The sequence below is a fragment of the Rhizobium sp. SVR5-9E genome, from assembly GCF_056755095.1.
Genome location: NZ_JBNDHS010000136.1, coordinates 1 through 12,769 on the forward strand (window position 1 = coordinate 1; position 12,769 = coordinate 12,769).

Here is a 12,769-nt window from a genome sequence, read left to right on the forward strand (position 1 = left end):
AACCTTAGGAAGGTCGTAGAGGTTGATGAAGGCCGACTACTCGTGCTCGAAAGTAAATCGTCCGCACACTCCAATGCTTCCCATGTGCGTACAGTGAAAACGACCACGACGGTCGGTTAAGGCTCCTGATGATGGCCAGGTCGCGCTCGAGGTCTCCGGTCGGTCATGATCGGCAGCAGGCGGTTGTCGGCGAGTTTGACAAGCGCGGACGGGATTTCTTCCTTATCCTAGCCGGCTTCTTCCGCGGCTCCGCCATCCGGGAGAACACGACCTTCCATTGCCTCCTGACATCGCAGGAAGCGATCCGGACGGGCCGAGGGAAGAGAAGAGATCTTGTCCATCACGAGGAGAAATGAGTCGCCCGCACTTGGTCACGATATCCAGGCACGGCTGAACCCCGCATCCTCCGATTTGAGGAGAAGGAAGGCTTCGCTGAACCGGGCGAGTGTCAGGCAACTGGCGGCGGCGATGACCGTCCAGACCGCGCTGTTCAATCGCGCGAACTCGGCCGGGCGGAGTGGGGAAGCGCTCGCCGTTTTCTCCGGGCTACCCTGCTCCCGGACACCGAAGGTCAGCAGGAAAACCGCGAGAAAAGCAGGCACTGCGGCGATCCAGAAAATCGTCAATACATCTCCGCTCAACACCGGCATCAGGGCGACCGCGGCGAGGGGCCTCCACGCCGCGCTCAACCAGTCGAGGTTAACTTTACAGTGCCGGTGTTTGAGGAGCTGATTTGCGCTTGGACCGAGAGAATTTACCGGTCATCAAATTTGATCGCTTGTGAAGTGGGCATTGGTGCCCGGATCACCTTCGGAGAAGATCGAGAGACGCCGACGAGTTTACAAGCTCCCGCCGCCTGACGCAGCAGGGGGCCCTGACCATCACCAGATGATAACCGCCGCCCCACGGGGGCGGTTATTCAATAAAGTTGGAATTCTTGTCTTCCCTCACATGCTTTCTTCTGCAGGAACTTAAATGCAAAAAGCATGTTAGGGCTGCCTTAGGAGGAGAGATGACCGCCTCACAGGCTCAGCCGGTGCAAGAGAAGTTGAAACTGCAACGCAGGGCGCTCGCCGATTTCGGTCTGTTTGCCTTTCGATGCGACGACATCGACAGCCTGCTTCATCGTGCTACGGAACTCGTTTCGGGAGCGCTCGAGGTGCCTCTTGTGAAGGTGCTCGAGCATCTTCCAGGTCGTGGCGAGATGCTCATCCGCAGCGGCGTCAATTGGCAACCCGGTGTCGTCGGACACGAGACCTTCGGCGACGATGTGAAATCGCCCGGCGGCTATGCCCTCAGGGCAGGTCGACCTGTCGTATCTCCCAACATAGATGCGGAAGACCGCTTTGAGGTCCCCGAGGTTCTGCGCCGTCATAGCGTCAGGAGCATGGTCAACGTCATCATCGCCGGGCAGGAGGCGCCATTCGGAGTGCTGGAGGTTGACGCCCAGGAGCCGCGGGAGTTCAGCGACGATGACATAGCTTTTTTGCGTACATACGCGAACCTGCTCGCAGCGGCGATCGAGCGGGTTCGAACACATGATGAACTCCGACGCTCAGCCAGGGAGCAGGGCATTCTAGCGCGAGAGCTGGGGCATCGGGTTAGGAACCTCCTCGGCCTTGTCCAGGCACTTGCCTCCCAGACGTCGACAAAGGACCGCACCGCCGAAGAGTTCCGCCGCGCGTTCATCGCCCGGCTGCAGGCATTGTCGGTAGCCGAAGGCCTCGTCTTCGAAAGCAACGAGGAGCGGGCGGATGCGCTGACGCTTGCAGGCGAGGTTCTCGCGCCCCATCAACAGGACGATCCAGGGAAAATCGCTGTCGAGGGTGTATCGGTCCGCCTGTCTCCGAGACAGGGGCGCATGTTTGGCCTAGCGCTACATGAACTGGCTACGAACGCAGCAAAATACGGAGCACTCGGCCTCGCCCAGGGGACGGTACGTCTCGACTGGCGTGTGGAGAAAGCAAGCGGGGGGCGCAGTCAACTCTCTTTGACATGGCAGGAAGCGGACGGGCCAGAGATCACCCCGCCTGAACGAAAGGGTTTCGGCACCCGCCTTCTGGAGGATGTCGTCACGCATGAACTGAATGGCGACGCGGAACTCGTCTTCGAGCAGTGGGGCCTTCGCTACCATCTCAAATTTCCCGTGGATGGGGAACCATGATGACCGACGGCTTGCATCGGGCGCTCTCCGGGCGGCGGATCCTCGTCGTCGAGTACGAACGGCTGATTGCCCTGGATATGCGGGACATTCTCGAAGAGTGGGGCTGCACGGTGCTCGGACCGGTCGCGACCGCCGCAGCGGCGTTGGGACTGATCGAGGACGACCGTCCGGACGCCGCCGTTCTGGACGTCCATCTGAACGGCGAGACCTCCGAGCCGATCGCCGACGCCCTTCGGGCTTGGGGACGCCCTTTCCTCACCGCCTACCAGCGGCGCCATCTCACCGGATCCTTGAGGGGCGCGCCCGTATTGAAAAAGCCCGTCGATGCGAAGAAGCTGAGGCAAGAGCTGTCCGATCTGCTTCACGATACTACCCGCCATTGAGAGCGGTCCGATGGTTCGACTCCCTTCAAGGCGACCAAATGGGCGATGCTGGAAACGAGTTACATGCCTTCGCGACTCGCCTTGGTCTAGGGACCATCTCTATCTTTTCCCGAAATTGATACCGGCGGATTCGAACGCTAGCGTAACAAGCCGAAGATTGCTTTCTGCATTTCTCCCCCTCTCTCGACGCGCGAAGAGACCGCGGTTGCCCAGTATGTTGATCTGGAACGTCTCCCAATCGCCGACGAACAAAGGCATACGGGGGGCGTTGGTCTTGTTGCACCGACGCGCGCAAGGGTGGCCTGTTTCAGCAGTGGCCGCGATGATTGCACAAAGCAGGCTGGTAGAACAGGCCGTCAGGACGCCATCCATCCGCCATCGACCAGCATATTGTGCCCGGTAATATACGTCGCCTCATCGCTGGCGAGGAACAAGGCGGCATTTGCGACATCAAGCGGCCTGCCCAGCCTCAGCATCGGAGTACGCCGATGCGAGTAATCCAGCATGTCCGGATCGACAGCGCGTCCGGATTTTCCGGTCAGGATTTTTCCAGGAGCCACGGCGTTGCAGATGATGTTCTGGCTGGCATAGTCGGCCGCTATCTGTTTGGTCATGTAAACCAGGCCGGACTTGCTGACGCCATAGGCAAAATCACCTGGCGCCGAGACCATTCCGTGTTGCGACGAAATGTTGATGATACGCCCGCGGGCTTCGTTGACGATGTCCTGCTTCAGCATGATGCGGACCGCGGCACGGCTGCAAAGAAACGCACCTTTCAAATTAACGTCCATGACGCGATCCCAATCGGCTTCCTCGGTTTCGGCAAGCGTTGTCGGTGCATGGATCGCGGCGTTGTTGACAAGGATGTCGAGCCGGCCGAAGTGCGCGACGCTTTGCGAAAATACGCGGTCCACCTCACCGGATTTGGCAATGTCGGCCTTGATGAACATCGCCTTCGATCCGATCGCAAGAAGGGCATCAAGTACAGGCGGACCGCCCTCGACCACGTCGGGCGTGATGTCGACCGCCACGATGTTGGCGCCTTCTTCGCAAAACCGGAGCGCGATCGCACGGCCGATGCCTGATGACGCGCCGGTGATGATAACGGTCTTGTTGCTCAGCCGCATGGATTGTCCTCGCTTCGGATTGGTTCATCGCCAAGCGCCGTCAGCCAGGACACGTAGTCCCTTGCCGCGGCGGGACCGGTCAGGCCCGGCCGGAAACCGACATCGGTGCTGATGCGGGCGATGTCGAGCGCCGCACGGTCCTTCGCGAGGCCGATTATCACGTTGGGGCTCTCTGCATGCCCGGCGATGCGCCAGCCACACGCCCACGGCTGGCTCTCGAGCTGCTCGCACCATTCGGCGAGATCAGACATGGATCCGCCGCCCAGATTATAGAGGTTGTGGGGCAGGTAATCGGCCAGCAGCAGAGCCGCAAGACCCTCGCCGGCGTCGCGGCTATAGAGCCAGTCACCGGTGAGCGGCCGGGGGAGGACGACATGTTCGCCGCGCCGCCACAGGTCGACGACTTGGGCATGCGGACTGAGAAGCGAGCGCAAATCGGTCTTGTATTCCCAAGGCCCGTAAACCGGCCCCAGCCTGACGATCGTCAGGTCTATCTCATAGAGCTCGCAAAGCCGTCTGGCGGTATTTTCTGCGGCAAGCTTGGTGATGCCGTAGAGACTGAGCGGCGCCGGCACGGCCGTGTCCTCCCGATAGGTTGCGCCGGGAGGCGGCGTCTCGCCATAGACGGCAACGCTGCTAGCAAGCAACACCTTCGGACGCCGCTCCAGGCGTGACAGAGCGCGCATGAGGTTGGCCGTACCGCCGATGTTCACGGCCACGACGGAGGAAGGATCGCGCATTTCGGCAGCACGATCGGGCGTCACGGCCGCCAGATGAACGACCGCCTCGGGCTGTGTCGCTGCCAGCAGTTCGTCGAGCGCGGTGCTGCTGGTGATATCGCCAAGCCGGGGCACCTGCCCCAGCATCTCCGCAAGCATCCTGGGCATAGGATCGCGACCGAACAGCACCACGTCCCGGCCGGCTCGCTGCAATGCCTCGGCAAGGGCAAGGCCCACGAACCCCGTTCCACCTGTTATCACGATACTCATCGCTGATTGCTCCCGATGATGGCGCGTCTCTCCATTCGCGATACCCAGTGAGAGAAGGGCCAAAGCATGATGAAGAAGATGACGGCGGCTGCAGTCAGCGGTGTCGGATTGTAGGTCTGCTCCTGGGCGACGCGTGCCGAACGCAGGAGTTCGGGCAGTGCCACCATAGAAGCGATCGAGGTCGTCTTGATCAATTCCAGGGAGTTGCTGGCGAGGGGCGCCAGAACCTTGCGCAGGACCTGGGGGAGGATGACGAGCAGCATCGTGTGGAAGCGGTGAAGTCCGAGTGCCGCCGCAGCTTCGTGCTGGCCCCTGGGGATAGACAGGAGACCCGCACGGAAGATTTCGCCGAAATAGCCGGTATTGTTGATGACCAGTGCCACGACGACAGCGGTGAAGTTGCCGAGCGTCAGTCCGAAAAAGGGAAGGCTGTAGAAAATCAGGATCAACAGGACGAGCACTGGAAAGGACCGCAGGAGGTCGATGACCATGACCACAAGACGCCGAGTGAGCGGGCCGCCGAAGCTGTATATCATCGCGACACCGAAGCCGGAGAGCACGGACAACGGCAGGGAGACAAGCGCAAGCAGGATCGTCACTTCAAGCCCTTGCAGAAGCAGCGGGTAGATCTGCAGAAAGGATTGAAAGCTCACAAAATTCTGGATGAAAAGATCCATGGCCACTCCTCAATGCGCATGTGCATAGCGCTTTTCCATCACGCGGCTCAGGAAGACGAGCGGGATGAAGAAGGCCAGATAGAAGGCGGCCGCCAATGTCAGCGGCGACGGGTTGGCGTAGATCGACATGGCGCTCTGGGCGCTGCCCAGCGCCTCGGGAAGGGAGACGGCCGCGCCAAGCGCCGTGCCTTTGGTGATCGCGATCGAGCGATTGGTAATCAGCGGAATGGCGAGCCGGATCGATTGCGGCAGAATGATCAGCCGGAGCGTTAGCGCACGGGATATGCCGAGTGCCGAGGCTGCCTCCCACTGGCCCCTGGAGACTGCCATGATCGTCGCCCAGAAAATTTCTGCGGAAAAGGCGGCAAGGACGGCGGCAAGCGCCAGCGCCGTCGCAAAGAATGGCGAGAAGGTGAGCCCCAGATAGGGCAGACCGAAATAGATGAAAATGATGATGACCAGCTGTGGCAGCGTGCGGAACACCTCGACATAGACGGTCACCAGACCGTTCAGCAGCCGGCTGTTGGTGCAGCGCAGGAGCGCAAGTCCAAGCCCTGACAGGACGCCGATGACGATCACGCAGACGGCCACTTCGACCGTGAGGATGAAGCCGGAAAAAACCTCGGGCAACGCCTGGGTGATGACCGGGCCATTGAAGTAGTTTTCGAGAATCTGATCCATGTAACCCTCGCCGTGGAGCGCGGCGCGGCTTTGCCGCGCCGGATCTGAACAGGGTTAGTTGCAGGCGAGTTCGTGCGGCTTGTCGTCGTAGCCCTTGAAGCCTGGCGCGCCATAACCGGGATAGACCGTCGTCAGTGCGGTGCCGTCAGCAGGCTTTTCGCCGTACCACTTCTCGTAAAGCTTCTCCATCGTGCCATCCTGCTTCAGGCACTCGATCGCGCCCTCGATCTTGTCGCGATAGGCTTCATCCCCATAGCGGAAAGCATAACCGAAGTTGCGGCCGTTGAAATCCTTGAAGCCGACCTCGATTGCCGCATTCTTGCTCGCCGCGTAGACTGTGGTCGGGATTTCGTTCAACGCGGTAAACGCCCGGTGGGTGATGACGGCCTGTACCGAATCCGGGAAGGTTTCGTAGCGCTGCACCTCGAAGCCATATTTTTCCGCGTTCTGCGTCGCCCAGGTGTCGGAGATGGTGCCGCGGTTGACAGCCAGCACCTGGCCTTTCAGACCATCGAGCGAGGCGAGCTTTTCGCCTTTGCGCACGAGGAAGCCGTTGCCGGTTGCGAAGAAGGGCTCGGTATAGAGCATCTTTTCCGACCGCTCCTGCGTGATGTTGAGCGGGTTGACGGTGAATTCGATGCGTTTCGAAAACAGCGCCGCAAACAGGCCGGAGAAGTTGATGTCCTGCACGTCGACCGACGGCCGCCCGACCTTCTTCGAGATCGCATTGACGAGATCGACGCCAAACCCTTCCGGGCCGCTTGCGCCGCGCACCATCCACGGCGCGACGCCGAAATCGGAGCCGACGACCAGAGGCTGATCCTGCGGGTGGTCATCTGCAAGAGCCGGTGCGCCGGAAAGCCCGAACGCTGCAAGCGTCGTCAGAAGTGCGATTGAGCTGATTGTTTTTTTTGTCATTGCATTCCCCTTTTCTATTGCTGGCGTTGATTATTGTGACGGCTGATGATGCTGGTGCCAGTGCCTGGCAATGTCGCCGCGGCGGCAGACCCAGACGCCGTCGTGGCGCGCGACATGATCAAGAAAACGCTGCAGCCCGGCCGCCCTGCCGGGATGGCCTGCAATGCGCAGATGCAGCCCGACCGACATCATTTTCGGCGCATGTCTACCCTCGGCGTAAAGGAAATCGAATGCGTCGCGCAGGAACTGGAAGAACTGGTCGGCAGTGGCGATCGCGCCGCGCATGAACTTGGCGTCGTTATTGGTCAGGCTATAGGGAACGACCAGCTGATTGCGGTCGCCGACTTTCACCCAATAGGGCAGTTCCTCGTTATAGGCGTCGCTGTCGTAGGAAAATCCGCCATGCTCGACCAGCAGGCTGCGGGTGTTGAGGCTGGGGCCGTAGCGGCAATACCAGCCCTCGGGTGCGCTGCCGATCGAGGCCTTGATGCTGCGAACGGTTTTTTCGATCCGCTCACGCTCCTCGTCGAGCGAAAGCCCGCGATGATGCTCCCAGCGCCAGCCGTGGGCACAGACGTCGAATTTGCTTGTCCGCAGATAGCCGGCGATTTCGGGGTTTCGCTCGAGCGCCAGGGCGCATGCCATGACGGTGGCGGGCAAGCCTCGTTCCTCGAGCAATCGCGCCAGGCGCCAGAACCCGACGCGGCTCCCATATTCGAACATCGACTCAGCGGCGAGATCGCGGCCGGCAAACGAGCCCGAACCGCCTTCCGTCAGGGCAGCCTCGCTGACTGCGTCTCCGTCCGGGATTGAGGGCTCGGAGCCTTCCTCGACATTGAGGACGATGTTCAGCGCCAGCCGCGCTCCATCGGGCCATTTCGGATCGTAACCATTGGCGCCGTAGCCGATAAAATCCCGTGTCAGGTGGCTGGTCGGTTTCATGTCTCAAGCCTCCTGATTGATCGCCACAGGCGTTGGCAGCTCATAGAATTCATCATTGGCGGCCTTGTCGGTGACCCCCATCGTGACGAAAAATTCCGCGGGCGCGTTGAAGGCGGAAAGTGGTGCATGCCACACATTGCGCCGGTAGATGACGCCCTGTCCGGGGCCAGCCTCATAGGCATGGATCCGTTCCAGATCGGGGCTGCCGTCCGGATTGCTCGGGCAAGTCACCACAAGAAAGCGCGTGTCGCGAAGCGGCACGAAAGCCTGGTCCGAGAAGGGATGCCGTTCCAGGAATTTGACCTGCGCCGGAAGGCTTGTCGCCTCGACGACTTTCGACACCCAGAAGGCGCGGCGCATGTCATCCTGTTCGTGCGCAAAGTCGATCGAGAGCGGCCGCCGGCGCTCATCACCCTGATGTTCGATGACATCGCCGAAATCCATAAAGTCGGCCTGTTTTAGCGGTTGAACGATCCTGCTCACATCAACTCCATATAAATCCCACTGGGATACCAATGGGGCACGATATGAAGTTAGCGACAAAAAAATGGGTTTGTAAAGCGCAAATCCCGCGTTTGATACTGTGAGCGAACCAGCGGGACCCCGCTGGGATTGCTCGGTGCCCTCTCATCGTCTAAGAGAAGACAGCGGGAAAACTCTCAAGGATTGAATGTGGCGGACGAAGCAACCATCACGACGGGAAAAGACCAGACGAAAATCTCGGAGCAGGCCTATCAGTATCTGAGAAGCCTGATCCTGGCGCGTGAGCTTGGTCCCGGCGATGTGTTTACCGAGCGCAAGCTTGCCGAGCAGATCAAGGCGTCGCGGACACCGCTGCGGGCCGCCATCAACCGCCTTGTGGGCGAGGGCCTTGTGTCGCGCCTGTCGAATGGCAGCATCGTTATCAGGCAGGTGGCGATCGAAGAGCTGATGGAAATCCTGGTGATCCGCCGTCTGCTCGAGGGCGAAGCCGCCGCGCAGGCAGCCCACCGCAGCACTCCCGGCAGCGTCGACGCCATACTGGAAAAGAGCCGGGCGATCGTCTCGGATCCAAGTTTGGAATTCGACCCGTTCTGGGAATATGACGATGAGTTTCATCTGTTCATCGCCGATGCCAGCGGCAAGCCGATGCTGGCGCAATATATCCGCAATCTGCGCGACAAGGCACGCATGGCACATGTCGTGCGCATGGAAAAGAATTTCGAGCAGCAGGCACGGGAGCATATCGCCGTCCTGCAGGCGGTAGCCGACAAGAAACCGGACGAGGCGCGCCAGGCAATGGCCGATCATATCGACCGCGTCCGCGAACGCTTCATGCGCTGGCTCTTTACGGATTGAGCCGCAGGACGCTAACCCGTGGTCAGCAGCTTGAGAAATCCCAGCCTGACCTGATCGATATGATTGCGCATGCTGTCCCTCGCAAGATCGCCATCGGCTGTTTGCAAGGCGCGTAGGATGGCGAGGTGCTCGATGCGGGTTTCGCTGAAACGCTGCGGAAGCTTTTCGACATTGCACATGCGAAGCAGCCGGCGCACCGTCAGCACCGACCGCTCAAGCCATCGATTTGCACAGGATTTCGCGATAAGCGCGTGCAGTTCGTCGTCAAGTCGCCAATGTTCCGCCGTGTCCTGGCTTTTCGCCGCTTCAGCCAGTTCGATCCGCTCGATAAGATCGCAAAGCTGATTTTCGGCGATCCTACCCACGGCAAGACAGGCGGCTTCGGCTTCGACGATCCGGCGAAACTGGATCAGCTGCGCAAAATCCTCCAGACCGAGTTCCGTGACCGTCAGGAACCCATTCGGCGTGCGGCCCGCAAGCCCTTCGCCAACGAGCCTCGCCAGGGCGGCGCGGATCGGCGTGCGGGAGACGTTCAACCGCGTGGCCAGCGCCCGCTCCTCCAGCAGCGCTCCTGAGCGCAGCTCACCCGTCTCGATCAGCAAGAGTATATGATCGTAGGTCAACTCCGACAGCCGGTTGGCCTCAGCGCCCGGGCGTTCCTTCATTGTCATCTCCCCATTTCGTGAGCGGCGGTTTGCCAATTTGCAGATTGACTCCGTCGAGCAGCTGTTGTTACGGTATCTTAGTGGGATACCAGCGGGATTGTATAGGGATTTCCCGCAAGAACCAAAAAGGGGAATGAAGAATGTTGAAATTTCTCATCTCGGCGACGGCCTTCTCCATCGTGGCGACCGTTGCCCATGCCGTCAGCCTCGATGACATCAAGACGCGCGGTTATCTGAATGCCGCAACCAGCGGCAACCTGCCGCCGGTCATCTTCCTCAACGAGAAAAACGAGCTGGATGGATATGACGTTCAGGTCGAGAAATATGTTCAGGACAAGCTCGGTATCGAAATCCGGCTGAACCGGGTTGATTTCGCGGGCATCCTGCCCGGGCTGCAGACGGGCCGTTTCGATGCCGTGTTCTCCAACATCAACATCACCAACGAGCGCAAGGCGACCTTCGATTATTCCATTCCCTATTCGCGATCGGCTGTCGTCGTGGTCAAGAGCGTCAAGGCCGCCGACATCAACGGTTATAAGGATCTGACCGGCAAGCGCGTCGGCGCGATCGGCGGCAGCAATGACGGCGACGTTCCGGCCCAGGAGATCGCCAAGAAATTCGGCGCCTTCGGCGAGTTCAAGGGCTATGCCGGCTATGCCGAGATGTTCCAGGACATGGCGATCGGTCGCCTTGATGCCATCGTTGCTCCCGACACCGCGGCTGCCAATTTCATCAAGCAGCGGCCAGGCATCGCGGCAATCGTCGGAGAACCCTATCAGGTCCGTTTCGTCGGCGTTCCCATGCCGAAGGGCTCGCCCGAGCTCAAGGCGGCCATCGATGCTGCCATCAACGAGATGCGCGAGAAGGGGCTTCTCGACCAGTGGGGCGCGAAGTATTTCGGCATCGAGCACTTCTCCTCGCAGCTGATCGACAAGGTCCCGTGACAGCGGTCAGGCCTCCCTTCTTTCGAGGGAGGCTTTTCATCTGAGGAGTTGCCCCAATGGATCTCGATTTTTCGGTCGTCTGGACATACCTGCCGACCCTGCTTCATGCCGCTGTCATGACGGTCGTCCTCACGCTCGTCAGCCAGTTCATCGGCACGATCGCAGGCTTTCTCCTGGCGCTCGGCCGGCTGTCGAAAATGGCGTGGCTGCGCTGGCTCGTGTGGACTTATGTCTGGATTTTCCGCGGCACGCCCGTGCTGCTTCACCTTTTCTTCGTCTATTACGCGGCGCCCGCATTCGGTATCACGCTCGATGCGTTTCCGGCTGCCGTGATTGCCTTCTCGGTCAGTTCGGCCGCCTATAATACAGAGATATTCCGGGCTGGCCTCCAGGCGGTTCATGTCGGCCAGATCGAAGCCGCCCAGGCGATCGGCATGCGTTATCCGGCCATCGTCCGGAAGATCCTGATGCCGCAGGCCGTACGCATCATCATCCCGGCCTATATGAGCAACTTCATCAGCCATACGAAGAATTCCTCGCTCGCATCGGCGATCACCGTTCAGGAACTGATGCTGACGGCCCAGATGATCTATTCGAGCACCTACCGGGCGATCGAAATCCTGACGGCGACCGGCGTCATCTACCTCTGCCTGACAAGCTGCCTGACGGGGCTTCAACTGCTGCTCGAGCGTCACATGCGCTTCGAGGACAGGGGGCTGAGCGCCCGCCGCCGGCGCTTGCTGAAGATAAACGACGGCGCAGTCCAGGCGCTCGAAGCAAGTGGGTGAGGATGGAACGATGAATGCGATGATCAAAGCCCACGACGTTCAGAAATCCTTCGGTCCCGTTCAGGCGCTGCACGGCGTCTCCATGGAAGTCGGCAAGGGCGAGGTTGTCTGCCTGATTGGCCCCAGCGGGTCCGGCAAGAGCACTTTCCTGCGCTGTATCAATCATCTAGAGGTCCCCGACAAAGGCGATATCCGCGTCGATGGCCGGCCGATCGGCTATGTGGAGACAGGCGGGCGCAGACGCCCGATGCGAAACCGGGAGCTGGCAGAGCTGCGGGCCGCGATCGGCATGGTTTTTCAGCTTTTTTATCTCTGGCCGCACCTCTCGGTGATCGAAAATGCCACGCTCGGGCTGACCGATGTTCGCGGGATCGCGTTTGATGAAGCGGTCGATCAGGGCCACAGGATGCTTGCCAAAGTAGGCCTTGCGCACAAGGCAGGCGCCTATCCCGATCATCTCTCGGGCGGGCAGCGCCAACGCGTGGCGATTGCCCGCGCGCTCGCCATGCAGCCCAAGGTGATGCTCTTCGACGAACCGACCTCCGCACTCGATCCGGAACTCGTCGGCGAAGTGCTGCTGACCATGGAGCAGGTGGCTGAGGAAGGCATGACGATGATCGTCGCGACCCATGAGATGGGCTTTGCCAAGCGGGTCGCCGACCGTGTCGTCTTCATGGATCTGGGGCGCGATATCGAATCGGGAACACCGGACGAACTCTTCGACAATCCAAAAAGCGAACGGCTTCAGCGTTTCCTGGAAAGGATCCTGAAGTGAGCGGCCGGGGCGGGGACCTCTCCGGCATGACCTGTATCGTGACGGGTGCCGGAAGCGGTTTGGGCGCCGCTACCGCCGCCACCTTCGCTGCCGCCGGGGGAAAGGTCCTCGCCATCGACCGCAGCTTCGATCCCCATCTCGCAGATATCGGCGGCATCGAGGCCGTAGAGGCCGACGTGACCGACGCCGGGACGCCGCAGCGTATCGCAGCTGATCTCGACCGGGTCGATGTGATCGCATGTTTTGCCGCCGTATCGATCGGCGGCAGCCTTGAGGCGGTCACCGATGAAACCTGGGCGCAGATCTATGACGTCAATGTCATCGGCACGATGCGCTGGATCAGGCCGTTCCTTCCATTGATGCGAACAGCAAAGCGCG

16 protein-coding genes are annotated in these 12,769 nt (G+C 60.4%); 7 read left to right on the top strand and 9 right to left on the bottom strand.

Going from position 1 to position 12,769, the window contains the following annotated elements; genetic code table 11:
- Positions 1-371: 371 nt before the first annotated feature.
- Positions 372-626, bottom strand: a complete 255-nt coding sequence (locus tag ACPYOJ_RS31905) for a hypothetical protein (protein ID WP_481419825.1) — start codon at positions 624-626, stop codon at positions 372-374.
- Between the two features lie 386 nt (positions 627-1,012).
- Between ACPYOJ_RS31905 and ACPYOJ_RS31910 the strand changes: the two genes are divergently transcribed.
- A complete protein-coding gene (locus ACPYOJ_RS31910; protein ID WP_481419826.1) occupies positions 1,013-2,164 on the top strand; it encodes a sensor histidine kinase in 1,152 nt (383 codons plus the stop codon).
- Positions 2,164-2,547, top strand: a complete 384-nt coding sequence (locus ACPYOJ_RS31915; RefSeq protein ID WP_481419827.1) for a response regulator — start codon at positions 2,164-2,166, stop codon at positions 2,545-2,547. The genes ACPYOJ_RS31910 and ACPYOJ_RS31915 overlap by 1 nt, the downstream gene beginning before the upstream one ends.
- Before the next feature lie 356 nt (positions 2,548-2,903).
- On the opposite strand, the gene ACPYOJ_RS31920 is transcribed toward ACPYOJ_RS31915, so the two are convergent.
- Genes ACPYOJ_RS31920 through ACPYOJ_RS31950 form a run of 7 tightly spaced genes read right to left on the bottom strand, consistent with a single transcriptional unit; the run spans position 2,904 to position 8,364 of the window.
- Positions 2,904-3,674, bottom strand: a complete 771-nt coding sequence (locus ACPYOJ_RS31920; protein ID WP_481419828.1) for an SDR family NAD(P)-dependent oxidoreductase — start codon at positions 3,672-3,674, stop codon at positions 2,904-2,906.
- Positions 3,665-4,663: an NAD-dependent epimerase/dehydratase family protein gene (locus ACPYOJ_RS31925; RefSeq protein WP_481419829.1), complete on the bottom strand. Its 999-nt coding sequence runs from the start codon at positions 4,661-4,663 to the stop codon at positions 3,665-3,667. Before ACPYOJ_RS31925 ends, ACPYOJ_RS31920 begins: the two co-directional genes overlap by 10 nt.
- Complete coding sequence (locus tag ACPYOJ_RS31930; protein ID WP_481419830.1) at positions 4,660-5,340, bottom strand: amino acid ABC transporter permease; 681 nt, start codon at positions 5,338-5,340, stop codon at positions 4,660-4,662. The genes ACPYOJ_RS31925 and ACPYOJ_RS31930 overlap by 4 nt, the downstream gene beginning before the upstream one ends.
- Before the next feature lie 9 nt (positions 5,341-5,349).
- The gene (locus ACPYOJ_RS31935; RefSeq protein WP_481419831.1) at positions 5,350-6,021 is read right to left on the bottom strand and encodes an amino acid ABC transporter permease; all 672 of its coding nucleotides are present in this window, start codon (positions 6,019-6,021) and stop codon (positions 5,350-5,352) included.
- A 54-nt stretch (positions 6,022-6,075) separates the two neighbouring features.
- Positions 6,076-6,939, bottom strand: coding sequence for a substrate-binding periplasmic protein (locus tag ACPYOJ_RS31940; RefSeq protein ID WP_481419832.1), 864 nt, complete (start codon positions 6,937-6,939; stop codon positions 6,076-6,078).
- A gap of 30 nt (positions 6,940-6,969) precedes the next feature.
- Positions 6,970-7,881: an allantoinase PuuE gene (locus ACPYOJ_RS31945; RefSeq protein WP_481419833.1), complete on the bottom strand. Its 912-nt coding sequence runs from the start codon at positions 7,879-7,881 to the stop codon at positions 6,970-6,972.
- A gap of 3 nt (positions 7,882-7,884) precedes the next feature.
- Entirely contained in the window at positions 7,885-8,364 is a 480-nt protein-coding gene (locus ACPYOJ_RS31950; protein ID WP_481419834.1) for an ureidoglycolate lyase, read from the bottom strand.
- A 189-nt stretch (positions 8,365-8,553) separates the two neighbouring features.
- Here ACPYOJ_RS31950 and ACPYOJ_RS31955 point away from each other — a divergent pair, with 189 nt between their 5' ends.
- Positions 8,554-9,219 carry a GntR family transcriptional regulator gene (locus ACPYOJ_RS31955; protein ID WP_481419835.1) on the top strand — a complete coding sequence of 222 codons (666 nt, stop codon included), beginning with the start codon at positions 8,554-8,556 and terminating at the stop codon, positions 9,217-9,219.
- An 11-nt stretch (positions 9,220-9,230) separates the two neighbouring features.
- Here ACPYOJ_RS31955 and ACPYOJ_RS31960 read toward each other — a convergent pair whose 3' ends face one another.
- The gene (locus tag ACPYOJ_RS31960) at positions 9,231-9,884 is read right to left on the bottom strand and encodes a GntR family transcriptional regulator (protein WP_481419836.1); all 654 of its coding nucleotides are present in this window, start codon (positions 9,882-9,884) and stop codon (positions 9,231-9,233) included.
- 140 nt (positions 9,885-10,024) lie between these two features.
- On the opposite strand from ACPYOJ_RS31960, the gene ACPYOJ_RS31965 reads away from it, so the two are divergent.
- The 4 genes from ACPYOJ_RS31965 to ACPYOJ_RS31980 all read left to right on the top strand — a co-directional run.
- Positions 10,025-10,828, top strand: coding sequence for a substrate-binding periplasmic protein (locus ACPYOJ_RS31965; protein ID WP_481419837.1), 804 nt, complete (start codon positions 10,025-10,027; stop codon positions 10,826-10,828).
- 56 nt (positions 10,829-10,884) lie between these two features.
- Complete coding sequence (locus ACPYOJ_RS31970) at positions 10,885-11,616, top strand: amino acid ABC transporter permease (RefSeq protein ID WP_481419838.1); 732 nt, start codon at positions 10,885-10,887, stop codon at positions 11,614-11,616.
- A 10-nt stretch (positions 11,617-11,626) separates the two neighbouring features.
- Positions 11,627-12,391, top strand: a complete 765-nt coding sequence (locus tag ACPYOJ_RS31975; RefSeq protein WP_481419839.1) for an amino acid ABC transporter ATP-binding protein — start codon at positions 11,627-11,629, stop codon at positions 12,389-12,391.
- Positions 12,388-12,769, top strand: a 382-nt coding sequence (locus ACPYOJ_RS31980) for an SDR family NAD(P)-dependent oxidoreductase (RefSeq protein ID WP_481419840.1), incomplete at its 3' end; no start/stop codon positions are given. The genes ACPYOJ_RS31975 and ACPYOJ_RS31980, both read left to right, overlap by 4 nt.